This is a genomic window from Bacteroidota bacterium (assembly GCA_041658205.1).
Lineage (GTDB): Bacteria > Bacteroidota > Ignavibacteria > UBA10030 > UBA8401 > UBA8401.
Genome location: JBBAAO010000001.1, coordinates 2,341,913 through 2,365,043 on the forward strand (window position 1 = coordinate 2,341,913; position 23,131 = coordinate 2,365,043).

37 protein-coding genes and 1 tRNA gene are annotated in these 23,131 nt (G+C 43.8%); all 38 read right to left on the minus strand.

The features are described 5' to 3' along the window. Positions 1–10 precede the first annotated feature (10 nt). The 38 genes from serA to rpsL all read right to left on the minus strand — a co-directional run bounded on the left by serA (position 11) and on the right by rpsL (position 23,048). Positions 11–1,588: a phosphoglycerate dehydrogenase gene (gene serA / locus WDA22_09550; GenBank protein MFA5833711.1), complete on the minus strand. Its 1,578-nt coding sequence runs from the start codon at positions 1,586–1,588 to the stop codon at positions 11–13. A 68-nt stretch (positions 1,589–1,656) separates the two neighbouring features. Continuing rightward, the gene (locus tag WDA22_09555; GenBank protein ID MFA5833712.1) at positions 1,657–2,793 is read right to left on the minus strand and encodes an alanine--glyoxylate aminotransferase family protein; all 1,137 of its coding nucleotides are present in this window, start codon (positions 2,791–2,793) and stop codon (positions 1,657–1,659) included. A 75-nt stretch (positions 2,794–2,868) separates the two neighbouring features. Beyond that, complete coding sequence (gene yihA, locus WDA22_09560) at positions 2,869–3,498, minus strand: ribosome biogenesis GTP-binding protein YihA/YsxC (protein ID MFA5833713.1); 630 nt, start codon at positions 3,496–3,498, stop codon at positions 2,869–2,871. A gap of 74 nt (positions 3,499–3,572) precedes the next feature. Continuing rightward, positions 3,573–4,082 carry a 50S ribosomal protein L17 gene (gene rplQ, locus WDA22_09565; protein MFA5833714.1) on the minus strand — a complete coding sequence of 170 codons (510 nt, stop codon included), beginning with the start codon at positions 4,080–4,082 and terminating at the stop codon, positions 3,573–3,575. Positions 4,083–4,096: 14 nt separating this feature from the next. Further along, complete coding sequence (locus WDA22_09570) at positions 4,097–5,083, minus strand: DNA-directed RNA polymerase subunit alpha (protein ID MFA5833715.1); 987 nt, start codon at positions 5,081–5,083, stop codon at positions 4,097–4,099. Between the two features lie 39 nt (positions 5,084–5,122). Then, a complete protein-coding gene (gene rpsD, locus WDA22_09575) occupies positions 5,123–5,734 on the minus strand; it encodes a 30S ribosomal protein S4 (GenBank protein MFA5833716.1) in 612 nt (203 codons plus the stop codon). A 35-nt stretch (positions 5,735–5,769) separates the two neighbouring features. Next, a complete protein-coding gene (rpsK, locus tag WDA22_09580) occupies positions 5,770–6,174 on the minus strand; it encodes a 30S ribosomal protein S11 (protein MFA5833717.1) in 405 nt (134 codons plus the stop codon). Positions 6,175–6,196: 22 nt separating this feature from the next. Next, the gene (rpsM, locus tag WDA22_09585) at positions 6,197–6,580 is read right to left on the minus strand and encodes a 30S ribosomal protein S13 (GenBank protein MFA5833718.1); all 384 of its coding nucleotides are present in this window, start codon (positions 6,578–6,580) and stop codon (positions 6,197–6,199) included. Between the two features lie 18 nt (positions 6,581–6,598). After that, positions 6,599–6,715 (minus strand): 50S ribosomal protein L36, encoded by a 117-nt coding sequence (gene rpmJ / locus WDA22_09590; protein ID MFA5833719.1) that lies wholly within the window; start codon positions 6,713–6,715, stop codon positions 6,599–6,601. Positions 6,716–6,734: 19 nt separating this feature from the next. Continuing rightward, complete coding sequence (infA, locus tag WDA22_09595) at positions 6,735–6,953, minus strand: translation initiation factor IF-1 (GenBank protein ID MFA5833720.1); 219 nt, start codon at positions 6,951–6,953, stop codon at positions 6,735–6,737. Continuing rightward, positions 6,953–7,720 carry a type I methionyl aminopeptidase gene (gene map / locus WDA22_09600; GenBank protein MFA5833721.1) on the minus strand — a complete coding sequence of 256 codons (768 nt, stop codon included), beginning with the start codon at positions 7,718–7,720 and terminating at the stop codon, positions 6,953–6,955. Before map ends, infA begins: the two co-directional genes overlap by 1 nt. Beyond that, positions 7,720–9,060, minus strand: coding sequence for a preprotein translocase subunit SecY (gene secY, locus WDA22_09605; GenBank protein ID MFA5833722.1), 1,341 nt, complete (start codon positions 9,058–9,060; stop codon positions 7,720–7,722). The genes map and secY overlap by 1 nt, the downstream gene beginning before the upstream one ends. A 19-nt stretch (positions 9,061–9,079) precedes the next feature. Beyond that, entirely contained in the window at positions 9,080–9,562 is a 483-nt protein-coding gene (gene rplO / locus WDA22_09610; GenBank protein MFA5833723.1) for a 50S ribosomal protein L15, read from the minus strand. A 79-nt stretch (positions 9,563–9,641) separates the two neighbouring features. Further along, positions 9,642–9,836 (minus strand): 50S ribosomal protein L30, encoded by a 195-nt coding sequence (gene rpmD / locus WDA22_09615; GenBank protein ID MFA5833724.1) that lies wholly within the window; start codon positions 9,834–9,836, stop codon positions 9,642–9,644. A 17-nt stretch (positions 9,837–9,853) separates the two neighbouring features. Next, positions 9,854–10,357 carry a 30S ribosomal protein S5 gene (rpsE, locus tag WDA22_09620; protein ID MFA5833725.1) on the minus strand — a complete coding sequence of 168 codons (504 nt, stop codon included), beginning with the start codon at positions 10,355–10,357 and terminating at the stop codon, positions 9,854–9,856. A 39-nt stretch (positions 10,358–10,396) separates the two neighbouring features. Further along, a tRNA-Gln gene (locus tag WDA22_09625) sits at positions 10,397–10,467 on the minus strand. Positions 10,468–10,489: 22 nt separating this feature from the next. After that, positions 10,490–10,858 (minus strand): 50S ribosomal protein L18, encoded by a 369-nt coding sequence (rplR, locus tag WDA22_09630; protein ID MFA5833726.1) that lies wholly within the window; start codon positions 10,856–10,858, stop codon positions 10,490–10,492. Between the two features lie 20 nt (positions 10,859–10,878). Beyond that, a complete protein-coding gene (rplF, locus tag WDA22_09635; protein ID MFA5833727.1) occupies positions 10,879–11,424 on the minus strand; it encodes a 50S ribosomal protein L6 in 546 nt (181 codons plus the stop codon). Positions 11,425–11,438: 14 nt separating this feature from the next. Beyond that, the gene (gene rpsH / locus WDA22_09640) at positions 11,439–11,834 is read right to left on the minus strand and encodes a 30S ribosomal protein S8 (protein MFA5833728.1); all 396 of its coding nucleotides are present in this window, start codon (positions 11,832–11,834) and stop codon (positions 11,439–11,441) included. Positions 11,835–11,856: 22 nt separating this feature from the next. Next, positions 11,857–12,126, minus strand: a complete 270-nt coding sequence (gene rpsN / locus WDA22_09645; GenBank protein ID MFA5833729.1) for a 30S ribosomal protein S14 — start codon at positions 12,124–12,126, stop codon at positions 11,857–11,859. 9 nt (positions 12,127–12,135) lie between these two features. Beyond that, positions 12,136–12,768, minus strand: a complete 633-nt coding sequence (gene rplE / locus WDA22_09650; GenBank protein MFA5833730.1) for a 50S ribosomal protein L5 — start codon at positions 12,766–12,768, stop codon at positions 12,136–12,138. 68 nt (positions 12,769–12,836) lie between these two features. Continuing rightward, positions 12,837–13,160: a 50S ribosomal protein L24 gene (gene rplX, locus WDA22_09655; GenBank protein MFA5833731.1), complete on the minus strand. Its 324-nt coding sequence runs from the start codon at positions 13,158–13,160 to the stop codon at positions 12,837–12,839. 19 nt (positions 13,161–13,179) lie between these two features. After that, positions 13,180–13,548 carry a 50S ribosomal protein L14 gene (gene rplN, locus WDA22_09660; protein MFA5833732.1) on the minus strand — a complete coding sequence of 123 codons (369 nt, stop codon included), beginning with the start codon at positions 13,546–13,548 and terminating at the stop codon, positions 13,180–13,182. Between the two features lie 35 nt (positions 13,549–13,583). Then, on the minus strand, positions 13,584–13,841 hold the full coding sequence (gene rpsQ / locus WDA22_09665; GenBank protein ID MFA5833733.1) for a 30S ribosomal protein S17: 258 nt from the start codon (positions 13,839–13,841) through the stop codon (positions 13,584–13,586). A gap of 16 nt (positions 13,842–13,857) precedes the next feature. After that, the gene (gene rpmC / locus WDA22_09670) at positions 13,858–14,070 is read right to left on the minus strand and encodes a 50S ribosomal protein L29 (GenBank protein ID MFA5833734.1); all 213 of its coding nucleotides are present in this window, start codon (positions 14,068–14,070) and stop codon (positions 13,858–13,860) included. 11 nt (positions 14,071–14,081) lie between these two features. Continuing rightward, positions 14,082–14,501: a 50S ribosomal protein L16 gene (rplP, locus tag WDA22_09675; GenBank protein MFA5833735.1), complete on the minus strand. Its 420-nt coding sequence runs from the start codon at positions 14,499–14,501 to the stop codon at positions 14,082–14,084. Positions 14,502–14,529: 28 nt separating this feature from the next. Continuing rightward, a complete protein-coding gene (gene rpsC, locus WDA22_09680) occupies positions 14,530–15,168 on the minus strand; it encodes a 30S ribosomal protein S3 (GenBank protein ID MFA5833736.1) in 639 nt (212 codons plus the stop codon). A gap of 20 nt (positions 15,169–15,188) precedes the next feature. Further along, positions 15,189–15,545: a 50S ribosomal protein L22 gene (gene rplV / locus WDA22_09685; protein ID MFA5833737.1), complete on the minus strand. Its 357-nt coding sequence runs from the start codon at positions 15,543–15,545 to the stop codon at positions 15,189–15,191. 24 nt (positions 15,546–15,569) lie between these two features. Further along, positions 15,570–15,848: a 30S ribosomal protein S19 gene (gene rpsS / locus WDA22_09690; protein ID MFA5833738.1), complete on the minus strand. Its 279-nt coding sequence runs from the start codon at positions 15,846–15,848 to the stop codon at positions 15,570–15,572. A gap of 13 nt (positions 15,849–15,861) precedes the next feature. Continuing rightward, entirely contained in the window at positions 15,862–16,686 is an 825-nt protein-coding gene (rplB, locus tag WDA22_09695; protein ID MFA5833739.1) for a 50S ribosomal protein L2, read from the minus strand. Positions 16,687–16,701: 15 nt separating this feature from the next. Then, the gene (rplW, locus tag WDA22_09700) at positions 16,702–16,992 is read right to left on the minus strand and encodes a 50S ribosomal protein L23 (GenBank protein ID MFA5833740.1); all 291 of its coding nucleotides are present in this window, start codon (positions 16,990–16,992) and stop codon (positions 16,702–16,704) included. A gap of 18 nt (positions 16,993–17,010) precedes the next feature. Next, complete coding sequence (gene rplD, locus WDA22_09705) at positions 17,011–17,640, minus strand: 50S ribosomal protein L4 (GenBank protein MFA5833741.1); 630 nt, start codon at positions 17,638–17,640, stop codon at positions 17,011–17,013. A 23-nt stretch (positions 17,641–17,663) separates the two neighbouring features. Beyond that, the gene (rplC, locus tag WDA22_09710; GenBank protein ID MFA5833742.1) at positions 17,664–18,287 is read right to left on the minus strand and encodes a 50S ribosomal protein L3; all 624 of its coding nucleotides are present in this window, start codon (positions 18,285–18,287) and stop codon (positions 17,664–17,666) included. A 75-nt stretch (positions 18,288–18,362) separates the two neighbouring features. Then, on the minus strand, positions 18,363–18,671 hold the full coding sequence (gene rpsJ, locus WDA22_09715; protein ID MFA5833743.1) for a 30S ribosomal protein S10: 309 nt from the start codon (positions 18,669–18,671) through the stop codon (positions 18,363–18,365). Between the two features lie 72 nt (positions 18,672–18,743). Further along, entirely contained in the window at positions 18,744–19,955 is a 1,212-nt protein-coding gene (gene tuf / locus WDA22_09720) for an elongation factor Tu (protein MFA5833744.1), read from the minus strand. A 53-nt stretch (positions 19,956–20,008) separates the two neighbouring features. Next, positions 20,009–22,102: an elongation factor G gene (gene fusA / locus WDA22_09725; protein ID MFA5833745.1), complete on the minus strand. Its 2,094-nt coding sequence runs from the start codon at positions 22,100–22,102 to the stop codon at positions 20,009–20,011. 83 nt (positions 22,103–22,185) lie between these two features. After that, a complete protein-coding gene (gene rpsG, locus WDA22_09730) occupies positions 22,186–22,656 on the minus strand; it encodes a 30S ribosomal protein S7 (protein MFA5833746.1) in 471 nt (156 codons plus the stop codon). Positions 22,657–22,676: 20 nt separating this feature from the next. Then, positions 22,677–23,048 carry a 30S ribosomal protein S12 gene (rpsL, locus tag WDA22_09735; GenBank protein ID MFA5833747.1) on the minus strand — a complete coding sequence of 124 codons (372 nt, stop codon included), beginning with the start codon at positions 23,046–23,048 and terminating at the stop codon, positions 22,677–22,679. Between the last annotated feature and the right edge of the window lie 83 nt (positions 23,049–23,131).

The following is a 23,131-nucleotide window of genomic DNA, read 5'->3' on the forward strand; positions in this document are numbered from 1 at the left end:
TCTCAACCATTTATAATATTACCACTTTCGCATTAAAGACACCATCCAGTGAGGCGACCTTTTGCAAGATTGAATCCGGAATTGGTGTATCAACATTTACTACAGTCAGTGCCCGTTCACCTATTCCAGAACGTCCCAGTGATAATCCTGCAATATTGATATTCGCTTCAGCAAGAATTGCTCCGACCTTGGCCAGCATGCCTGGTCTATCGATATTCGTATAATAGAGGAATGTACCGTCAGGTGTTCCTTCGATAGAATATTTGTCGAGCCGGACAAATTTTAAAATCTTGCCACCGAATACTGTGCCGGCAAACGAACGTTGTTCCGATTCCGTTTTATAACCGATTGTCAACAAGTTTGCATAATCTTCTGCGTCCGTAATCTTCTTTTCGCTGATGCGAACACCCATGGATTGTGCGAGAACCGGTGCGTTGATATAATTGACCGGCTGGCTCATCAATTTTGAAAAGAGTCCTCGTAACACTCCCGCTTTGATCAGTTCGGAATGTTTGTGAAGCAATTCCCCGCTCAGCTCGATCGATAATTCTTTTAATTGACCCTTCATGACCTGGGCCTGCAATGAACCAAGTTTTTCAGCAAGTAACAGATATGGTTTAATTTCGTTTGGCATGCCCGCTTGCAATGCTGCGGCATTTACAGCTCCAACAATACCGCGGTCTTTCAGCGCATCAGCAATCTGTTCAGCAATCTGTATGGCGACTTTCTCTTGTGCTTCTTCCGTTGATGCACCAAGATGAGGTGTTGCAACAACTTTTGGATGCTTTGCAAGTGTGAAATCTTTCGGAGGTTCTTCAACAAAGACATCAAGCGCGGCGCCGGCAACATGCCCGTTGTCAAGTGCTTTCAGTAACGCTGCTTCATCAATGATTCCGCCGCGGGCACAATTGATGAGACGAACACCTTTCTTACATTTTGCAATGGTTTGTTCATTCAGCAATCCACGAGTTTCATCGCTCAACGGAGTGTGTACTGTAATGAAATCTGATCGTCGATAGATTTCGTCGAGAGAGACAAGTTCAACATTCATCTTCAACGAAACATCAGCACTCAACACCGGATCATAACCGATTGTTGTCATTCCAAATGCTTGAGCACGGGTAGCAACTTCACGCCCGATCTTTCCCATCCCGACAATTCCTAGTGTTTTTCCGTGGAGTTCTGTTCCCATGAATTTTTTTCGGTCCCAACGGCCCGCAACCAAACTCGCATGCGCATTCGGAATGTTTCGCGCTACTGCCATCAGCATCGAAAACGTATGTTCGGCAGTGGAAAGTGTATTTCCACCAGGTGTGTTCATCACAATAATACCTTTACGCGATGCCGCAACAGAATCAATATTATCTACTCCGGCACCGGCACGGCCGATCACTTTCATTGATGTTGCCTTCTCTATTATATCCGCTGTTACTTTTGTCCCACTTCGAACAATCAGTGCTGCGTAATCATGGATAATCGCCTTAATCTCATCAGCAGGCAGACCGGGCTTCAAATCTACTTGAAAACCTTCACGGGTGAGGATGTCGACACAACTTTGTTCAATTGGATCTGTAATGAGTATTTTCATATTGTCTGTAAAAATAATTTCCCCAACGGTGAGGTTGGGGAATAAGTGATAAGGTAACTTCTAGTTTGTTATGCCGTCATTAACGAGTTCAATGTTGCTTTTACACCGGCACCCATATCAAATTTATGGCCGCATTCTTTTAAAGTCATTTCCAATGCACCAATCATCGTAATCATGTCCAGTTCATCATAATAGCCAAGATGAGAAACGCGGAAGATTTTTCCAGTAAAATCATCTTGTCCGCCGGCAATGGTAATTCCATACTTTCCTTTAAGAATCTTATTAAACTGTTTCCATTCTACTCCCTCAGGAACCCATACCGGAGTAACAGCAAACGACGGAAAATCGGAAAACAATTTCAGTCCGGCACCGACAACACCTGCGCGGATAGCATTTGCTAAACGTTTATGACGTGCCCAGACATTTTCAATTCCCTCTTCGCGAATTTTTTGTAAAGCAGCATCAACGCCGATGATAAGCGACACTGCTGGTGTCCATGGCGTATCATTATCTGCGTATGATTTCAATGCTTTTTTCAAATCAAAATAGAATCGTGGTAATTTTGAAGTTTCAATTGCTTCGATAGCCCGTTTACTGACTGCAACAAATGCCAGTCCGGGAGGAATCATCAATCCTTTTTGCGATCCGGTCACACACACATCAATACCCCACTCATCAAAACGCATTTCATGGGCACCGACAGCGGTGATCCCATCAACGCAAACAAGAGCGTTGGAATTTTCGCGGATCAATTTGGCCAAGGCTTTCACATCTGTTGCTGCGCCGGTTGACGTTTCGCTATGTGTAAGATACACTGCTTTTGTATCGGGATTTGCTTTTAAGGCGGTCAGTATCTGTTCTTCGGTCGGCGCTTTTCCCCATTGCACTTTAATCTCGACAACGTTTAGGCCAAATGACTTCGGCATTTTTACCCAGCGTTCGCCAAACTTTCCGCCGTTTGATGCTATGATCTTATCGCCAGGCGAAAATAAACTAACAAATGTTGATTCTACTCCGCCAGTTCCCGAGCATGTCAACGTCAAAACGGGTTGCTCAGTCTGGAAAAGATATTTCAAATTTTGATTGACGCGTGTAAGAATTTCATTGAATTCCGGATTGCGATGGTGAATAATGGGCTCTGCCATTTTCAGCATTACTGTTTCGGGAATAGGTGTTGGACCTGGGGTAAATAATCGTTTTTTCATAAGTATGTGCTCCTCACAAATTAGGATTGTAAGAAAATAACCGTGCGGGGTGGACGGTAATGCGTGTCACGATGGTTACGCTACTGCTGTGACAAGTTTTGTTGAAGGAAGTTCTTTTTCTTCAATCTGGCGATCGATCGTTTTTAACAATTCGATTCTGCCGTCGCCGGTCACTGCTGAGAACGGCTGGAGGCCGACAAGATGTTTATACTTGCTCAGTTGTGCACCGATGGTATTCATTTGGGTAATGAGTTTGTTCTTCGGAAGTTTATCTGCTTTGGTCAGGATAAGAAGAAACGGAACTTTATAAAAGTCGAGCCAGCCCATCATGGTATTATCCAGTTCGGTTGGTCCTAACCGGGCATCAACAATTTGAATGGCAAGCGCAATTTGCCTGCGAGTGTGAAAAAACTCTTCGATCATTTGTGTCCAGCCGGCTTTCACATGTTCGGCAACCTTTGCATATCCGTAGCCGGGCAAATCAACAAAATAGAGTTCTTTATTGATCAGATAGTAGTTCAGCTCGCGAGTCTTTCCCGGCGTTGCACTGACACGTGCAATATTTTTTCGATTGCATAATTTATTGAGCAACGAGGATTTGCCGACATTGGAGCGACCGATAAAAATTATTTCGGGAAGATTGGTCTTGGGAAGTTGTTTTAAGTTTGCTACGCCAACAACAAAATCAACAGTAGAAATTTTCATACTTCACACACACTCGATTGATAATTCACTATGAAGAGCAAAGGATAGCATTTGCTATCCTTTGGTTATACGTTTTATGCCGAGGCTGTTTCACCAGCTTCTGCATCGGGTTCGCTCTTCGCCCTCTTCTTCTGATTAACACGAGCACGACGATCTTGTTTCTTTTTCACCGGTTCTGCCGGCGTATCCATGCCAAGCGCAAAATCCACCAGTTCGATCATTGCCACATGCGCACCGTCCCCAAGACGTTGTCCGAGTTTGATCACGCGAGTATAACCGCCGGGACGTGATGCAACTTTGGGTGCAATCTCATTGAACAGCATCTGCACAACTTCTTTATCATTGATATGTCGAGCCACTTCACGACGCGCGTGAATATTTTTTGGTCCGCCTTCAACTTCTTTTGCAACTGCATTTTTTGCACGCGTGATCAATTTCTCAACAACCATACGCGTTTCTTTTGCTTTTGCCAATGTTGTTTGAATTCTCTTATGACGCAGCAATGATGTTGAAAGCGAGTTCAACAATGCTTTGCGATGGCTTGCGGTTCGTTGTAATTTTCTTCCTGATCGTCCGTGTATCATTGCAATAATTCCTTTTAGTCGCTGTCTTTCAAATATTTCTCCACATCCATGCCGAATGTGAGGTTGTTTACTTCTACGATTGCTGATAATTCAGCAAGCGATTTACGTCCGAAGTTACGGAATTTCAACAATTCCGATTCATCCTTACGGACAAGATCACCCAATGTTTTAATATCCGCTGCGCGCAGACAGTTATGGGATCGAACGGACAGTTCGAGCTCATCTACCGGTGTGATTAAAATTTTGCGGATGCGTGAAATTTCTTCGTCGCGTTCATTGTCTTCTTTTTCCGTTTCTTGTGACGCATCAAAATTGATGAAGAACTGAATGTGATCGCGCAACACTTTACCGGCATACGCAACAGCGTCTTTCGGTACAATGGAGCCATCCGTCTCAACTTCCAACACTAATTTTTCATAATCTGTCTGCTGGCCAACGCGTGTTGATTCAACATTATATCGGACATTCACAATCGGCGTAAAAATAGAATCGATCGTAATCATTCCTACAGGCTGATCCGGCATTTTATTTTCTTCAGCAGTGACGTATCCTTTGCCGCGACCGATACGGAATTCAATCTCGAAATCGGCATCCTTATTCAAGGTTGCAATGTGAAGTTCGGGATTCAAGATCTCGACTTCAGGGGTCGCTTTTTGAATATCGCCGGCAAGAAATTTTCCTGGACCTTTTAAATGGACAGTCACTTTGCCAACTTTTTTGTTGGTCGCTTTCAAGCGAACTTGCTTTAAATTCAGGATCATATCCGTTACATCTTCTACGATTCCCGGAAGAGCTGTGAATTCGTGAACGATGCCTTCGATACGGATTGCTGTGATTGCATATCCTGGAAGCGAGGAAAGAAGTACGCGTCGCAATGCATTTCCGATTGTGACCCCGTATCCTTTTTCCAACGGTTGGACGATGAATCTACCAAAACGGTCGGTGCCGGATGATTCTTCCAGCAGGACATTTTCCGGCATTTGAAATTGTGTATTGCTCATAGTTTGGTTCTCACCAAGTAAAGAAAAAATTCAATTAAGTTATTTCGAGTACAACTCAACAACGAGCTGTTCGTTTGCGAGCATCGGAATCTCTTCGCGTTCCGGCACGCGTAAAAATGTACCAGCCATGGCAGCTTTGTCCAAGCTCACCCATGTATACACCGAAGCATCTTTTACGCGCTTCATGGCATTATGGATGATGTCAAGTTGCCGGCTTTTTTCGCGAACAGCAATAACATCACCGGTCTTTAATTGAAACGATGGAATGTTCACTTTTTCCTTATTGATTCTAAAGTGGCCATGCGTTACCAATTGGCGTGCACTGCGTCGGGTTGGAGCAAATCCCATCCGGTACACAACATTATCAAGACGAAGTTCGAGCAGCTTCACCAAATTATCGCCCGTTTTGCCTTTCATGTGGGTTGCTTTTTCAAAGTAGTTTCTGAATTGGCGTTCAAGCACCCCGTAAATATATTTCATTTTTTGTTTCTCTTTCAGCTGCAAGCCGTATTCCGAAACCTTGGTACGCTTTCCTTTTCCGTGCTGGCCTGGGCCGTACGGACGACGTTCCATGAATTTGCTTGCTTTGCTGCTGAGAGCAATACCCAATTTGCGGGATTGTTTTGTTACTGAACCGGTATTACGTGCCATTCTGTTTTAATTTCCTTAATAAGAAAGATATAAAATTACACTCTACGTCGTTTCGGCGGTCGGCAGCCGTTGTGCGGAATCGGTGTCATGTCTCGAATGATCGTCACTTCGAGACCTGCCGTTTGCAGCGAACGAATCGCCGCTTCACGTCCGGAACCGGGTCCTTTTACAAACACTTCCACTTTGCGAAGTCCCAGATCGTACGCTTCTTTCGCAGCCGCTTCAGCAGAAACTTGTGCGGCAAATGGTGTGTTCTTCCGCGAGCCTTTGAATGCGTTCTTACCAGCGGACGACCATGCGATCGTGTTTCCGTAGGTATCCGTGATCGTCACAATAACATTGTTGAATGTTGCTTTGACATACACTTTTCCATTCACGTCAACGTGAATTTTTTTCTTCTTTTTTGCCGCAACTGTCGGCGCTGTTTGTTGTTTAGCCACAATATTCCTTTCAGAGAACTAATTACTTTTTAGCGATTGCTTTTTTCTTTCCTGCTACAGTCTTACGTTTACCTTTACGCGTACGAGAATTGGTACGTGTGCGTTGTCCTCGCACCGGCAAACCTTTACGATGACGCAGGCCGCGATATGCTCCAATGTCCATCAAACGCTTGATGTTCATTTGGTTTTCGGCACGCAATGCGCCTTCTGTTTTATAATCGGTCTGGATGATCGTCCGGATCTTATTGACCTCTTCATCAGTCAACGATCCGACTTTTTTATTTTCATCCACTCCTGCTTTTGCAAGAATCTCTTTGGCAACGGTGTCACCAATGCCGAAGATGTAAGTTAGTCCGATTACGGAACGTTTGTTTTTTGGTAAATCTACGCCAGCGATACGAGCCACTGAATACTCTCCTAAATTTTAACCTTGACGTTGCTTGTGTTTTGGATTTTTCTTGCAGATCACCATCACTTTGCCTTTTCGGCGGATGATCTTGCAGTTTTCACAGATCTTTTTTACTGATGCACGAACTTTCATTGTCGTCCCTTTATCACTCTTATTTGTACCGATACGTAATTCTGCCTTTTGTCAAGTCGTACGGTGAAAGTTCTACCGTTACTTTGTCGCCAACCAGAATCTTAATATAGTGCATACGCATTTTGCCGGAGATATGCGCAAGAATTTCGTGGCCATTGTCCAACCTTACCCGAAACGACGCATTTGGCAATGTGTCTGAAATTACTCCGTCAATTTTTATCGCGTCTTGTTTTGCCATTAATTATAGATTGTTAACACTTCTGCTTTACCTTTGCGAACAACCACCGTGTATTCAAAGTGCGCAGAAGGTCTTCCATCTTGTGTAACGATCGTCCATCGATCCGCTGCCGTTAACACTTTGAATGTTCCTGCATTCACCATTGGTTCAATCGCAAGAGTCATTCCTTCTTTCAACACCGGACCCTTCCCCGCCTTCCCGTAATTCGGAACTTGCGGATCTTCGTGCAACTCTCTTCCTACGGCATGCCCAACTAAATCTCGCACCACCGAAAATCCTTCTGCTTCAACAAACGCCTGCACCGCATGGGCAATATCACCGATCCTATTTCCATCAATCGCTTGTTCAACTGCCCGATTAAGAGATTCTTTTGTTACTCTCATTAACCGCATTTTCTCTTCACTTACCTGTCCAACCGGAAAGGTAAAAGCCCCGTCCCCAAAAAAACCATTCTTTTTCGCGCCAACATCAATCGAGACAATTTCTCCCTCTCTCAACACTCGCTGCCCCGGGATTCCGTGAACTACTTCACTATCAACCGATATGCATAACGTTGCTGGAAAAAGATTTTTGGGATCCGAACCATATCCCTTAAACGCCGGTTCTGCATTGCAACTGCGAATATAATCTTCCGCCATCGCATCTAGCTCTCCTGTAGAAATTCCCGGCTTCACTTGCGTCCCTATCAGCTTTATAACATCACCAACGATCCGGCAACTCTCTCGCATCAATTCTATCTCAGCCGGAGATTTAATACTAGCAGCCATTATCGACCGATACGACCTTTTATTTTGCCGCTCTTCATAAAGCCGTCATAGTGTCTCATCATCAAGTGCGATTCGATCTGTTGAAGTGTATCGAGTGCGACACCGACAGAGATTAACAAACTTGTTCCGCCAAAGAACGATGCAAAGCTTGATGTAATTCCAAACTTCACCATGAACGCAGGAAGAATGGCAATGATCGCCAAAAAGATTGAGCCCGGCAATGTAATTTTTGTTAAAATATTATCAATGAAATCGGATGTATGTTTTCCTGGACGAATACCGGGAATAAATCCGCCGTTCTTTTGCATATTATCTGCAACGTCATTCGGATTGAATGCAATTGCCGTATAAAAATATGTAAAGAACACAATCATCAATCCGTAAAAGAATGAATATGTGAACGATGTGTATTGAAAATATCCGGCAATCGATCCGACAAATTCACTGTCAGGGAAAAATGTCAAGATTGTGCTGGGAATAAACATTAATGATTGGGCAAAAATGATCGGCATAACACCAGCGGTATTGACACGCATCGGTATATATTGTGTAACACCACCGTACACTTTGCGGCCGACAAGTCTTTTTGCATACTGCACCGGAATTCGGCGCGTACCTTGTGTGACCATAATAACTCCAGCCACGATCAACAACATTGCCGCCCAAATAATCAATTCAATAATAATCGGGCGTGCACCCGAGCTGACCAATTGGAACTCATCAAGAACAGCATGAGGAAAACGCGCGATGATGCCGATAAAAATGATCAACGAAATACCGTTACCGAGGCCGCGTTCCGTAATTTGTTCTCCAAGCCACATCATGAACATTGTTCCTGCGGTCAGAAAAATCATTGTGCTGAATGCAAAGAAAAATCCCTGCACTTCAATAGGTACAATCGGTATTCCATTCGCATTCAAACTCTCTAAACGAACACTGACACCCCATGCCTGTAATATTGAAATCACTACCGTCCCCAACCGGGTGTATTGATTAATCTTCTTACGACCTGTTTCTCCCTCTTTTTGCAATTTCTGAAAGAACGGAACAACCGCCCCGAGTAATTGGATAATAATAGAGGCACTGATATAGGGCATAATACCCAATGCAAAAATTGCGGCATTACTAAACGCACCGCCAACAAACAGATCGTACAATCCAAAGAGGGTATTATCAGACTGATTGCGCATTGCATCAGCAAGTACACCGGCATCAACGCCGGGCAGTGTCACATGCGATCCAAGTCTGACAACGATCAACAACCCTGCGGTGAATAGCAAGCGCGTTCGAAGCTCTTCGATCTTGAAAATATTTCTAAAACTTTCGGTGAATTTACTCATTGATAATATTCAGATTAAGTTAAGCAGCAACTTTTTCGTTTGAGATTTCTTTTGTTGTTCCACCAGCTTTTGTAATTTTTTCGACAGCAGACTTGCTGAACTTATGTGCAGTTACTGTCAACTTTGCTTTTAACTCGCCATCGCCCAGAATTTTTACGGGTGCTCGTTTATCAGATACTGTCCCAATGTTCACAAGAACTTCAGGAGAAATTATTCCATCGGTAATTTTTTTATCGTCGACAAGCTTTTGCAGCAATTCAACATTCACGACAGCATATTCAACACGATTGCGCGGTGTAAAACCGAACTTCGGTAACCGTCGTACAAGCGGCATCTGTCCGCCTTCAAAATTTCTTTTGATACCGGAGCCTGAACGGGAGCCCTGTCCTTTGTGACCGCGTGTCGATGTTCCGCCGTGTCCTGAACCTTGTCCGCGACCAATGCGTTTTTTCTTTTTGCGTGAACCTACTGCGTATGTTAAGTTGCTGAGAATATTTGCCATTATTGTCTCCTGTGAAGTACTAACGCCCCGGAGCCGGAGCTCGCTAGCCTGCCGGGCAGGCAGGCATCTTCAAAAAATATTATGATTTAACTTCTTCAACGGTCACCAAATGGCGGACCGTATTGATCATTCCACGAATCTGAGGAGTCTCGGTATGGACTACAGAATAATTCGGACGACCAAGTCCAAGCGCTTTGATCGTTGCTTTATGTTTTGCCAGCGTGTCTATAATGCTGACCTTTTGTGTAATTTTAATTTTTTTCGGCGCTGCCATTGTCGCTCACACTAAGTTTAGTTTTGAAAAAGTTCTTGCACGGAAATTCCGCGTTCTGCTGCAACCATTCTTGCATCGCGCATGGAAAGCAATGCACGCAATGTTGCCTTCACAACGTTATGCGGATTAGCCGATCCCATTTGCTTTGTCAGAATATCTTTCACTCCTGCCATCTCCAACACTGCGCGAACTCCGCCGCCAGCGATCAAACCGGTACCGGGCGCTGCAGGACGAAGCAACACTTTCCCTGCACCGAATTTTCCAAGGGCGTCGTGAGGAACTGTGCCGTTAATTAACGGAACTTTCACAACGTTCTTTTTTGCATCATCTGTCCCTTTGGAAATAGCATCTGCAACTTCGTTTGCTTTTCCAAGTCCGATCCCTACATACCCATTCCCGTCACCAACGACGACGATAGCATTAAAACTGAAACGACGACCACCTTTCACCACTTTTGCAACACGGTTAATGTGGACCAGTTTGTCTTTCAGATCAAGATCACTTGTTTTTATTCGAGCCAAAGTAAATCCTCACATGTAATTTTTGTTCGTAAAATTTTGCTGTCGTGCCAGGATTCGAACCTAGATTAACGCCTCCAAAGGGCGCTGTCCTGCCATTGGACGACACGACAATTGGACAGCACGACCAACAGTTTAGAATTTCAATCCGCCTTCGCGTGCACCGTCTGCAAATGCCTTCACGCGACCATGATATAAATATCCGTTACGGTCGAACACCACTGCGCTGATATTTTTCTCGATCGCTTTTTTTGCAAGCAACTTGCCTACCAGCGTGCTTTGTTCAATCTTCGTCTTCACAGCAGCGACTTCTTGTTTTACTTCTTTTGCATTCGTCGAAAGAGCAACGATTGTTTTTCCGGTGACATCATCGATGATCTGACCGTAAATTTCGTTCAAGCTGCGATAGACGGAAAAACGGGGTCGCTCCGTGGAACCGAAAACTTTCTTTTTGATCGTTTGTTTAATTCGTAAACGCCGCTTTGTAGTGTCTTTTTTTATCATAATCTCAATTCACAAAATTGTTATTTCGAGCTTGCTGCTGTTTTACCGGCTTTACGACGGAGCACTTCACCTTCGTATTTTATTCCTTTACCTTTGTATGGTTCAGGAAGTTTGAAGGAACGAATCTTCGCCGAAATGAGTCCGACAAGTTGTTTATCATAACCAGTGATAGTGATGCTTGTTTGAGTCGGAGTTTCAATCTTCACTGATTCCGGTGCACGAAATAAGATAGGGTGTGAAAATCCGAGTGCGAGTGCAAGATTTTTCCCCTTCATTTCTGCCTTGTAACCAACGCCGACCAATTCCAATTTTTTGGAGAATCCCTCGGCAACACCTTTCACCATATTGGCAACGTTCGCACGGGTGGTGCCATGAATCGCACGATTCGCACGTTCTTCCGTCTTACGAGTAATTGTTACTTCGTTGCCCTTGATCTCAATGCCGACATTCGGATGAAGTCGTTCGTTGAGTTCTCCGTTTTTTCCTTTGACGGTAACTACGCCGTTATTCACGGAGACCGTTACGCCACTCGGAACTGTAATAAGTTTTTTACCTATACGTGACACGTTTTAAACTCCTTTTACCAAATAAGGCAGAGAACTTCTCCACCGACATTTTCTTTGCGAGCTTGTTTATCGGACATCAAACCTTTTGATGTTGAAACGATCGCAAGACCCAAACCGTTACTGACGCGCGGCAGATCTTCTACTTGACGATAAACACGGCGGCCCGGCGTACTAACGCGACGCGAACCTTTGATCACGTTAGAACCCGCATAATATTTTAATGCGATTCGGATCGTACCTTGTTTATCATCAGCGACAACATCATACTTTGTGATGAGTTTATTTTCCGCAAGAATGCGGGTGATTTCCCGTTTCACATTGGAAGCAGGGATTTCAACTTTTTTGTGCTTCGCTTGAATTGCGTTGCGAAGACGTGTAAGATAATCTGCGATTGGATCTGAATGAGCCATTCTAAACCGTTCTCCTAATTTGTTACCAGCTTGCTTTCGTAAGACCTGGAATTTTTCCTTCGTGTGCTAATTTTCGGAACGCCATACGTCCAAGGCCGAATTTTCTGAAATAACCGCGTGAACGGCCTGTCTGAAAGCAGCGATTGTGTAACCGAGTGGGGTTACTGTCGCGCGGAAGAAGACGCAATGCTTCAACATCACCTTTTTCGATCAATTCTTTACGTTTAGCAGCATACTTTGCCACCAATTTTTCACGACGCTTTTGACGCGCAATTGAGCTGAGTTTTGCCATACTGTTCCTTTAACTTGCTTTCGCTACTGGTTGTTCACGTTTTACAAATGGAACGCCGAATAATTTCAAAAGTTCCATTGCTTCCATATCGGTGTTAGCCGTCGTAACAAATGTAATATCCATACCGGAAATCTTTGTAACGCGATCTGCATCAATTTCTGGGAAAATAATTTGTTCTTTAATTCCAAGCGTATAGTTACCGCGTCCGTCAAACGAACGGTCAGAGATTCCGCGGAAGTCGCGGATCTGCGGCATTGCTAAACTGATCAAACGATCTAAGAATTCAAACATCATGTTGCTGCGCAGCGTAACACGAGCACCAATCGGCAGATTCTGACGGAGTTTGAAATTGGAGATAGCTTTTTTCGCTTTCGTGATGGCTGCTTTTTGTCCGGTGATCGTTTCCAATTCACCAACGGCAACATCCAATAATTTTGCATCTTGTGTTGCCTGTCCGACGCCGATGTTCACAGAGATCTTTTCGAGTTTTGGAACCTGCATCACGTTCTTATAGCCGAACTGTTTCATCATTGCAGGAATGATATCTTTTTTATATTTCTCGGCAAGGCGCGGATACACGCCGGCTTCACGTACTCCCGGTCCCTTTTTCTCTTCTTTGTGCTGTTTCTTTTCTTTTGCCATGGTCGTTTGTTGTTGTGTGCTACGTTATTTCCGCCTGACGGCAGAGGCGCGTAACACCGATTAAAAAATTAAAACATTTCTCCGCTTTTCCGAGCGACACGCATTACTTTTTTCTTTCCGCTGACTGAATCTTTTGTGCGGGCATATCCAATGCGGGTTTTTTCGCCGGACTTTGGATCTTTCAACATCACGTTGGATGAATGGATTGGAGCTTCCTTCTGAACGACTCCGCCCTGCGGATTGCTCTGGGAAGGTTTTGTGTGACGCTTCATAATGTTCACACCTTCAACGATCACTCGATTTTTTTCCGGAAATACTTTCAGCACTTTACCCTCTTTGCCTTTGGAGTTTCCGGAGATGACTACAACGATATCATTTTTCTTTACGTGCATGATGAGTTCTCTTTCTGAATTACAATACTTCGGGAGCAAGTGAAACGATCTTCATGAATTGACGTTCGCGAAGTTCGCGCGCAACGGGTCCGAATATACGAGTTCCACGCGGTTCGTTCTGCTGATTGATCAACACAACGGCATTTTCGTCAAAACGAATGTAGGATCCATCCTTGCGACCGACTTCTTTTGTGGTGCGAACAACAACGGCACGCGATACTTCCCCTTTTTTCACACCCGCACCCGGGATAGCAGATTTTACCGATACCACAACAAGATCGCCGACTGATGCGTACCGACGATCGTGACCGCCAAGTACACGAATGCAACGGACTTTCTTTGCACCTGAATTATCTGCAACAACTAAATTGGTTTCTTCTTGAATCATTGTCGTCTCCGAACTTTCTATCGTCTATCGTTCAATTATTTCGCTTTCGTAACGATCTCGACCAGGCGCCAACGTTTTAATTTGCTGAGCGGTCGTGTTTCCATGATCTTTACAGTATCGCCTACACCGGCTTCGTTCTTTTCGTCATGAGCATAGAACTTTGTTGTACGCTTAAAATATTTTTTATACAGCGGATGAGCAACTTTGCGTTCGATGACAACAACGATGCTTTTCGCCATTTTGTTGCTGATGACTTTTCCGGTTCTGGTTTTACGATTGTTTCGTGTTTCCATTGAGTATTCTCTTCTCTTACTTTGCTGCAACGTTTGATTTACCAAGTTCACGTTCACGAATGATCGTTTTCATTCTCGCATTTTCCTTGCGAAGCGAAGTAAACTTTGATGAGTTTTCAACCTGACTGGTTGCTTTTTGGAACTTTAATGTTGCAAGCATATCGAGATTTTCCTCGATGCGTTTGCTGAGTTCCTCATTGGTCATTTGTCGAATTTCTTGTGATTTCATGTTCTATTTCCTTACGCTACCAGGTCGATACGTGATACAAACTTTGTTTTGATGGGAAGTTTATGTGTTGCCAATTTTAATGCTTCCTGTGCTACTTCTTTTTTGATTCCGCCAACTTCAAACATAATGCGTCCGGGTTTTACGACAGCTACCCAAAATTCCGGAGCTCCTTTACCGCTACCCATACGAGTTTCTGCGGGTTTTTTGGTTACTGGTTTATCCGGAAAAATACGGATCCACACTTTGCCTTCTCGTTTCATCAATCGGGTCAGCGCGACACGTGCTGCCTCAATCTGTCGTGCTGAAATCCAGCCCGGTTCCATTGCTTTCAAACCGTAATCACCGAAGGCAACCGATGCACCGCGTGTTGCTACACCGCTCATGCGGCCGCGTTGTGCTTTTCTAAATTTTACTCTTTTTGGCATTAACATAGTTCAAAACTCCAGATGCAATTCAAATTTATTTACCGGAACGGTCTAATACTTCACCTTTGCAGATCCACACTTTAACGCCGATCTTACCATAGATCGTTGCAGCTTCTGCATGAGCATAATCAATATCAGCACGTAGTGTGTGAAGCGGAATGCGGCCTTCTTTATATTGTTCCGTGCGTGCAATTTCTGCTCCGCCTAAACGTCCGCCACATTTTACGCGGATTCCCTCTGCACCCATTCTCATTGCCGCTGTGATCGCCTGTTTCATTGCGCGACGGAATGCGATACGACCTTCAAGCTGTGCAGCAATGTTTTCAGCAACTAACTGTGCATCAAGCTCCGGCCGTTTCACTTCACTGATAAGAATCTTTACTTCTTTGTTCGTTACTTTTTTCAATTCTTCTTCAAGCTGCCCAATTTCTTTTCCACTTTTTCCGATCACTACTCCGGGACGGGAAGTGTTGATGGTAATCCGGGCATTCTTCGGTGTTCGTTCGATTAAAATTTTAGAGACACCGGCTTTTTTCAAACGGTTGCGGAGGTAGTTCCGAACCATCATATCTTCTTGAAGTTTTCCGGCGAAATTTTTTTCGTCGTACCAGTTTGAGTCCCAACCCTTAATGATACCTAAACGAAAACCGACCGGATTAATTTTTTGTCCCAAAGTAACTCCTCAACTGAAAATTATTTTTTTTTGGATGTTCGTTTATCAATAACTATTGTTAAATGATGCGAACGCTTTAAGATTTTATAAGCTCGTCCCATTGGAGCAGGAAGAATACGTTTCATCGATGCGCCACCGTTCACAAAAATCTCTTTCACGATCAGATCATCGGTGCTGACACCGGCATTGACATCTTTATTTTGAAAATTTGATACTGCAGAACGAAGAACCTTCTCTGCTGATTTTGCCGCATGCTTCGGCTGAAAATGAAGGATGTTCATCGCTTCACCGACCGATCTACCACGAATTAAATCGATAACGATACGCATCTTGCGCGGTGATGTTCCTACAAATCGTTGTAATGCTCTTGCTTCCATTTTACTAGACTCCAATTAGAATGATTACGCCGCTGCTTCGGTCCTTAAACCTGGGTGACCGCGGAAAATACGCGTCGGTGCAAATTCACCGAGCTTATGTCCTACCATTGCTTCCTGAACATACACTGGGATAAACTTATTACCGTTGTGCACGGCAAACGTATGTCCCACAAATTCAGGAGAAATAGTGCAGGCACGAGCCCACGTCTTAATCACTTGCTTTTTGTTTGATTTGTTGAGCGCTTCTACTTTCTGAAGAAGACGCAAATCAATGTATGGACCTTTTTTGAGTGAACGACTCATAATACTCTCTTAATTACTTACGACGCTTTACAATATATTGACTTGATTGTTTTTTACGTTTGCGGGTTTTCAAACCTTTTGCTTTTTGACCCCACGGGCTGACTGGATGTCCGCCACCGGATGTTTTTCCTTCACCGCCGCCCATTGGATGGTCGACAGGATTCATAGCAACACCGCGAACGTAAGGACGAATTCCAAACCAGCGTGAACGACCTGCTTTACCAAAACTGATATTTTCGTGATCAAGATTTCCGATCTGTCCGATGGTGGCATAACATTCTGCAAGAACATTTCGCGCTTCGCCCGAAGGAAATTTCAACAAAACAAAACCACCCTCTTTCGCCTGAACTGTTGCAAAATTTCCGGCTCCGCGTGCAACTTGTCCACCTTTTCCGGGACGAAGTTCAATGTTATGCACCTGTGTGTTAACAGGAATGGATTTCAGCGGCAATGCATTTCCAACAACGATGTCTGCTTTTTCACTTGCGATAATTGTTGTTCCAACTTTTAAACCTTCCGGTGCAATAATATAACGCTTGTCACCGTTAACATAATGGATTAATGCAATATACGCTGAACGATTCGGATCGTATTCAATAGAAAAAACTTTACCTTCAATATTACGGTTGTCGCGTTTGAAATCGATCACGCGATAACGACGTTTGTGTCCACCCCCGCGATGTCGCGATGTAACACGTCCGAGACTGTTTCGTCCACCGGACTTGGTGATTTTTTCGAGAAGTGATTTTTCCGGTGTCGACCGGGTAATCTCTTCAAATGTTGCAATCGAATAATATCTCGTTGCAGCAGTAGTTGGTTTTAATTTACGTAATGCCATATCTTACTCTTCTCGTTAAACGTTAGCCAGAAAATCAATTGTTTGTCCGTCTTTCAACGTGACGATTGCTTTTTTCCAGTCGCTGCGTTTTCCCGCAATGCGTCCGCGTTTCGTCATCTGTGATTTCATTTTCCCTTTCACATTGGCGGTGCGCACGCTGGTAACATTGACGTTGAATTTTTTCTCAACGGCTTTAGCGATGGTAATTTTATTTGCGTTTGGATTGACCTTGAATGCGTACTGACGTTTTGCTGTCAATTCCGTCATTTTTTCGGTCAACAAAGGTTGTATAAGGATTCCTGCCATAATCGCTGCCGTTACTAATTAGTTTGCAAATGTTTTATTGATAACATCAACGCTGCTTTTCAGGATCAGAACAACGTTGTTGTTGAGAATATCATACGTTGAAGCTTTTGCTGCTTCTAAAATATTTAAGGTCGGAATGTTGCGTCCTGATTTCAACACGCCCAGGTCCGTCTTTGATGTGAGCAACAATACTTTTTTTCCGCCGATCTGAAGTGATTTTAGTATCGTTGACATCTCTTTTGTTTTCGGTGCATCAAATGAAAAATCTTCCACGATAACAATCTGTTTGTCTTTCGCTTTATAGGACCAAGCGGATTTACGGGCAAGACGTTTCACTTTTGCAGGAAGTTTCACAACATAATCGTGCGGTTTTGGTCCGAAAATCGAACCGCCGCCCGGCATCAATGGTGAACGACTTGTACCTTGACGGGCCCGACCAGTTTTCTTTTGCGAGAACGGTTTTTTCCCACCACCGCGAACTTCGTTACGCGATTTTACTTTGTGCGTTCCCTGGCGTTGGTTTGCCCAGTATGAACGGACTGCCTGATAGATCGCGTGATCGTTCGGTTCGATTTCAAAAATATCCGCTTTCAACTCTACAGTTTCGCCGGACTTTGTGCCATCTTTTTTTAAGATTTCAATATTCATAGCAGATGCTTCCTGCAATCAAATTACTTTGTAATTGTTACGTACGTATTTTTTGCTCCGGGAATTGAACCTTTCACAAGGATAAGATTTGATTCCGGAATAACTTTCAAAACTTTCAAATTTTTTACAGTGACATTGTCGAATCCCATTCTGCCTGCCATGCGCATTCCCTTGAATACACGTGAAGGATACGACGATCCGCCGATAGAACCAGGAGCGCGCTGACGATCGGATTGTCCGTGTGTTTGGCTACCAACACCAGCAAAATGATGTCGACGAACAACACCCTGGAATCCTTTACCCTTAGATCGAGCCGATACATCAACCGTATCGCCCTGAGTAAACACTGCATCAACACGAAGCTCTTGACCCAGTTCCAATTTTACTCCATTGAAATTCCGGAATTCACGTAGCAGACGAAGTGCTTTCGCTCCCGCTTTCGCAAAATGGCCTTTCAACGGCTCATTGACAAGACGTTCTGCTTTTTGATCGTAACCCAACTGGATTGAATCGTAGCCGTCTTTATCTTTTGTTTTAATCTGAGTGACAAAACATGGCCCAGCTTCAATAACGGTGCACGGTACGGAAACACCGTTGTCATCGTAAACGCTTGTCATGCCTATCTTTTTTCCTAAAATTCCACTCACAGGTATATTCTCCTTGAGAACTTTCTAACTTATTGGTTGAACAAAAATGTTGTTGCTGGTATGATATTCAACCTGTTACACTTTAATTTCTACGTCGACACCGGCTGGCAGATCGAGCTTCATCAATGCATCAACGGTTTTTGAACCGGATGACAAAATATCGATCAGTCGCTTGTGTTTTTTAATTTGAAACTGCTCACGCGACTTTTTATCAACGTGCGGAGAGCGGTTTACCGTATACACCGAACGCCGCGTCGGAAGCGGAATCGGTCCGGATACAACTGCTCCGGTTGATTTCACGGTTTTGATGATTTTTTCTGCTGACTTGTCGATCAAGTTATGATCATACGAGCGCAATTTGATACGAATTTTTTGACCAGCCAATGTTTCTCTTCTCCTTGTGCAATTTCCCGATGCGCACCGTTGCACATCGGGATTTTGACAGAATTATTTTTATTACTCAACGATCTTTGTTACAACGCCGGCACCTACTGTGCGTCCGCCTTCGCGAATAGCGAAACGGAGACCTTCGTCCATAGCGATGGTAGAGATCAGTTCGATCTGCATGTTATCAACGTTGTCACCGGGCATAACCATTTCAACGCCGGCAGGCATGGTGACAACACCGGTCACGTCAGTAGTACGGAAATAGAACTGAGGACGATATCCGTTTACGAATGGTGTATGACGTCCACCTTCTTCTTTCTTTAACACGTACACCTGTGCAGTGAATTTTTTGTGCGGTGTAATGGAACCAGGTTTTGCAACAACCATTCCGCGTTCGAGATCGTTCTTTTCAATACCGCGCAACAGGATACCTGCATTATCACCAGCACGAACTTCATCTAGTTCTTTCCGGAACATTTCTGCACCAGTAATAACTGTTTTCTTATGTGCGCCAAGACCAATCACTTCAACTTCATCGCCAACTTTTGCATGACCGCGTTCAACACGACCGGTACCAACTGTCCCACGACCGGTAATTGAGAATACGTCTTCGATCGGCATTAAGAACGGCTTTTCAGAATCACGTTTGGGTTCCGGGATATAAGAATCAACTGCTGCCATTAAATCGAGAATCGGTTTATAGGCCGGATCGTCAATCGGTTTGTTTGCAGCAAATGCTTCAAGAGCTTTTGTTGCTGATCCGCGAATGATCGGAATTTCATCACCGGGGAATTTATAGGAAGTGAGCAATTCGCGCAATTCCATTTCAACAAGATCAAGAAGTTCAGGATCAGCAATGTCAACCTTGTTCAAGAAGACAACGATTTTCGGCACACCAACTTGATAGGCAAGAAGAATGTGTTCTTTTGTCTGCGGCATTGGTCCGTCTGTGCCGGCAACAACAAGAATTGCACCGTCCATCTGTGCAGCACCGGTGATCATGTTCTTCACATAGTCAGCGTGGCCTGGGCAGTCAACGTGCGCGTAGTGACGATTTTCAGTGGAATATTCTACGTGAGCAGTAGCAATGGTAATACCGCGTTCGCGTTCTTCTGGAGCATTATCAATAGAATCGAATGTACGAACTGTTGATAATCCACCACCCTTTAATGAGAGTGTCATTGTGATCGCTGCAGTCAGAGATGTCTTTCCATGATCGACGTGTCCAATCGTTCCGATGTTCACGTGCGGCTTACTGCGGTCAAATTTTTCTTTTGCCATGAGGATTTCTCCTTATTTTAATGTGTGATTGATTTTTACTAATATTCTAATTCTTAAGCGTTCTTGCCTTTTACTTTTTCGATGATCGCTTCTGAAACCGATTTCGGTGTTTCATCATAGTGATCAAACTGCATAGTATAGAGCGCTCGCCCCTGAGTCATGGAACGCAATGTTGTTGCATATCCAAACATTTCAGACAACGGAACCATTGCTTTAATTACTTGAGCATCTTTTCGAGGAGTAATTCCTTCAATCTTACCGCGGCGTGAATTCAAATCACCCATCACATCACCGAGATAATCTTCGGGAGAAACTACTTCAACACCCATGATCGGTTCAAGAATCACCGGGTTTGCTTTTCTTGCACCCTCTTGGAAGGCCATCGAACCGGCAATTTTAAACGCCATTTCCGACGAGTCGACATCATGATATGAACCGTCGATCAGTTTCACTTTAATATCTTCGACAGGATATCCTGCAAGAATACCATTCTTTAACGCTTCCTGAATACCTGCAGATACCGGTTTAATAAATTCACGCGGAATAACACCGCCAACAATTGCGTCTTCGAATTCGTATCCTTTGCCTTTTTCATTCGGCTCAATTTCAATCCATACGTGACCGAATTGACCCTTACCGCCTGATTGACGGACGAATTTACCTTCTTGTGTAACTTTTTTGCGAATTGTTTCTTTGTAAGCAACTTGCGGCTTTCCAACATTCGCTTCAACTTTGAATTCCCGTTTCATACGATCGACGAGAATTTCAAGATGTAACTCACCCATACCGCCGATAATTGTTTGGCCAGTTTCGATGTTTGTTGTAATACGGAATGTCGGATCTTCTTCGGCAAGTTTCGAAAGAGCTTCGCCCATCTTCTCTTGATCAGCTTTTGTTTTCGGCTCAATTGCTTGATGAATAACCGGTTCAGGAAATATCATCTTTTCAAGGATGATTGATTCATCCTCGCCGCATAATGTGTCTCCCGTTCGAGTATTTTTAAAACCAATTGCAGCAAGAATATCGCCCGCATATCCTTCGTCAACATCCTCACGATGGTTTGCATGCATGCGCAATACACGACCGATACGCTCTTTCTTATCACTAACAGAATTATACAGATATGAACCAGCTTTTACTGTTCCACTATAAATACGGAAAAACGTCAATCGTCCGACATAGGGATCAGTCATAATCTTAAACGCAAGCGCTGTAAACTTTTCGTTGTCAGCAATTGTGCGACTAACTGTATCTTTCATGTTTGGATGATGACCAGTAATCACTCCACCTTGTATATCAAGAGGAGACGGCAAGAAGTTCACGACTGAATCGAGAAGCATCTGAACGCCCTTATTCTTAAAGGAAGAACCGCATAACACCGGAACAATTGTTACTTTCAAACAAGCACGACGCAATACATCCGTTAGCTCTTTCTCAGAAATCTCTTTCCCCTCAAGATATTTTTCCAACAATGAATCATCTTCATCGGAAACTGCTTCTAACATTTTTGTACGATATTCTGCAGCTTGCGCTTGAAGATCGTGAGGAATTTCAATTTCATCCCATGTCATACCGTTGGAATGATCATGAAATATATGGGCTTTCATGCTCACGAGATCGATAATTCCTTTAAACAAATCCCCTTGTCCAACAGGAAGTTGGATCGGAATTGCATTTGCTCCAAGACGTTCTCTCATCATTTGCACAGCACCAAGGAAATCAGCACCGATGCGATCCATTTTATTCACAAACGCAATACGCGGAACACCATACTTATCAGCTTGGCGCCACACCGTTTCTGATTGGGGTTCTACACCACCAACAGAACAAAACAATGCAACCGCACCATCTAATACACGAAGCGAGCGTTCAACTTCAATCGTAAAATCTACGTGACCAGGAGTATCGATAATATTGATGCGATGATCTCTCCAGAAACAAGTTGTTGCGGCAGAAGTGATCGTTATACCGCGTTCCTTTTCCTGCTCCATCCAATCCATTGTCGCAGCACCATCATGCACTTCTCCAACACGATGCAACACACCGGTATAGAAGAGAATTCGCTCAGTCGTCGTGGTTTTCCCAGCGTCGATGTGCGCCATAATTCCAATATTACGAGTACGTTCTAATGAATATTTACGAGGCATACTTTTCCTAGAACTCTAAAGCAGACAAAATAGTGCTGTCGAGTGAAATTTCTTAAACGATTAAAATGTTTTTGAGAAACAAATTACCACTTAAAGTGAGCAAACGCTTTGTTTGCTTCAGCCATGCGGTGTGTATCTTCTTTTTTCTTCACCGCATTGCCCTCGCCGTTTGCAGCCGCGATAAATTCAGCAGCTAACTTTAACGACATAGACTTATCCGAACGTTCTTGCGAATAGTTGATTAACCAACGAATTGCGAGAGCGGTTCGCCGTTCGGGACGAACTTCTGTAGGAACCTGATAGGTTGCTCCGCCGACTCTTCTGGCACGAATTTCAATTACAGGAGAGACGTTATGTACTGCTTTTTTGAAAACTTCTATAGGATTGGTCGATTTCGTTCGATCACCGATAATTTCAATTGCATCATACAGAATGGTCTGAGCACGATGCTTTTTACCATCTTTCATGATATTATTGATGAACCGGTTGACTAATAGATCCCCAAATTTGGGGTCAGCGATGGCGATACGTTTCGAAGCGTGCTTTTTTCTCATTGGTAAAGGTCAAACTATGATTATTTTGGTCTTTTGGCACCGTATTTTGAACGGGCCTGTTTACGATCTTGAACACCTTGTGTATCGAGCGTTCCACGAATTATATGGTAACGCACACCGGGCAAATCTTTTACACGACCGCCGCGGATCATTACAATAGAGTGCTCTTGTAAATTATGACCTTCACCGGGAATGTAAGCGGTTACTTCGATGTGGTTTGTTAAACGCACGCGAGCAACTTTACGAAGTGCTGAATTCGGTTTCTTCGGCGTTGTAGTATACACTCTCGTGCATACGCCGCGCTTTTGCGGATTGCCTTCAAGCGCCGGAGACTTGCTCTTCACAGCCAGATTTTCACGACCGAGTCTAACTAATTGATTAATCGTAGGCAACTACGTACTCCAAAAAATTGATGTTTTTAATGTCTTTTTAAGTTTTACAATATAGCGAAAAAATTCTTTTTTGTCAATCATTA

Bases quoted from the DNA above. Each gene is read 5' to 3' on its own strand.
- serA (MFA5833711.1), bottom strand. From the start codon at position 1,588: ATGAAAATACTCATTACAGATCCAATTGAACAAAGTTGTGTCGACATC.
- WDA22_09555 (MFA5833712.1), bottom strand. From the start codon at position 2,793: ATGAAAAAACGATTATTTACCCCAGGTCCAACACCTATTCCCGAAACA.
- yihA (MFA5833713.1), bottom strand. From the start codon at position 3,498: ATGAAAATTTCTACTGTTGATTTTGTTGTTGGCGTAGCAAACTTAAAA.
- rplQ (MFA5833714.1), bottom strand. From the start codon at position 4,082: ATGATACACGGACGATCAGGAAGAAAATTACAACGAACCGCAAGCCAT.
- WDA22_09570 (MFA5833715.1), bottom strand. From the start codon at position 5,083: ATGAGCAATACACAATTTCAAATGCCGGAAAATGTCCTGCTGGAAGAA.
- rpsD (MFA5833716.1), bottom strand. From the start codon at position 5,734: ATGGCACGTAATACCGGTTCAGTAACAAAACAATCCCGCAAATTGGGT.
- rpmJ (MFA5833719.1), bottom strand. From the start codon at position 6,715: ATGAAAGTTCGTGCATCAGTAAAAAAGATCTGTGAAAACTGCAAGATC.
- infA (MFA5833720.1), bottom strand. From the start codon at position 6,953: ATGGCAAAACAAGACGCGATAAAAATTGACGGAGTAATTTCAGACACA.
- map (MFA5833721.1), bottom strand. From the start codon at position 7,720: ATGGCTGCTAGTATTAAATCTCCGGCTGAGATAGAATTGATGCGAGAG.
- secY (MFA5833722.1), bottom strand. From the start codon at position 9,060: ATGAGTAAATTCACCGAAAGTTTTAGAAATATTTTCAAGATCGAAGAG.
- rplO (MFA5833723.1), bottom strand. From the start codon at position 9,562: ATGGCAAATATTCTCAGCAACTTAACATACGCAGTAGGTTCACGCAAA.
- rpmD (MFA5833724.1), bottom strand. From the start codon at position 9,836: ATGGCAGCGCCGAAAAAAATTAAAATTACACAAAAGGTCAGCATTATA.
- rplR (MFA5833726.1), bottom strand. From the start codon at position 10,858: ATGATAAAAAAAGACACTACAAAGCGGCGTTTACGAATTAAACAAACG.
- rpsH (MFA5833728.1), bottom strand. From the start codon at position 11,834: ATGGCTCATTCAGATCCAATCGCAGATTATCTTACACGTCTTCGCAAC.
- rpsN (MFA5833729.1), bottom strand. From the start codon at position 12,126: ATGGCAAAACTCAGCTCAATTGCGCGTCAAAAGCGTCGTGAAAAATTG.
- rplE (MFA5833730.1), bottom strand. From the start codon at position 12,768: ATGGCAAAAGAAAAGAAACAGCACAAAGAAGAGAAAAAGGGACCGGGA.
- rplX (MFA5833731.1), bottom strand. From the start codon at position 13,160: ATGCACGTAAAGAAAAATGATATCGTTGTAGTCATCTCCGGAAACTCC.
- rplN (MFA5833732.1), bottom strand. From the start codon at position 13,548: ATGATTCAAGAAGAAACCAATTTAGTTGTTGCAGATAATTCAGGTGCA.
- rpsQ (MFA5833733.1), bottom strand. From the start codon at position 13,841: ATGGAAACACGAAACAATCGTAAAACCAGAACCGGAAAAGTCATCAGC.
- rpmC (MFA5833734.1), bottom strand. From the start codon at position 14,070: ATGAAATCACAAGAAATTCGACAAATGACCAATGAGGAACTCAGCAAA.
- rplP (MFA5833735.1), bottom strand. From the start codon at position 14,501: ATGTTAATGCCAAAAAGAGTAAAATTTAGAAAAGCACAACGCGGCCGC.
- rplV (MFA5833737.1), bottom strand. From the start codon at position 15,545: ATGGAAGCAAGAGCATTACAACGATTTGTAGGAACATCACCGCGCAAG.
- rpsS (MFA5833738.1), bottom strand. From the start codon at position 15,848: ATGAGTCGTTCACTCAAAAAAGGTCCATACATTGATTTGCGTCTTCTT.
- rplB (MFA5833739.1), bottom strand. From the start codon at position 16,686: ATGGCATTACGTAAATTAAAACCAACTACTGCTGCAACGAGATATTAT.
- rplW (MFA5833740.1), bottom strand. From the start codon at position 16,992: ATGGCAGGAATCCTTATACAACCTTTGTTGACCGAAAAAATGACGGAA.
- rplD (MFA5833741.1), bottom strand. From the start codon at position 17,640: ATGAATATTGAAATCTTAAAAAAAGATGGCACAAAGTCCGGCGAAACT.
- tuf (MFA5833744.1), bottom strand. From the start codon at position 19,955: ATGGCAAAAGAAAAATTTGACCGCAGTAAGCCGCACGTGAACATCGGA.
- fusA (MFA5833745.1), bottom strand. From the start codon at position 22,102: ATGCCTCGTAAATATTCATTAGAACGTACTCGTAATATTGGAATTATG.
- rpsG (MFA5833746.1), bottom strand. From the start codon at position 22,656: ATGAGAAAAAAGCACGCTTCGAAACGTATCGCCATCGCTGACCCCAAA.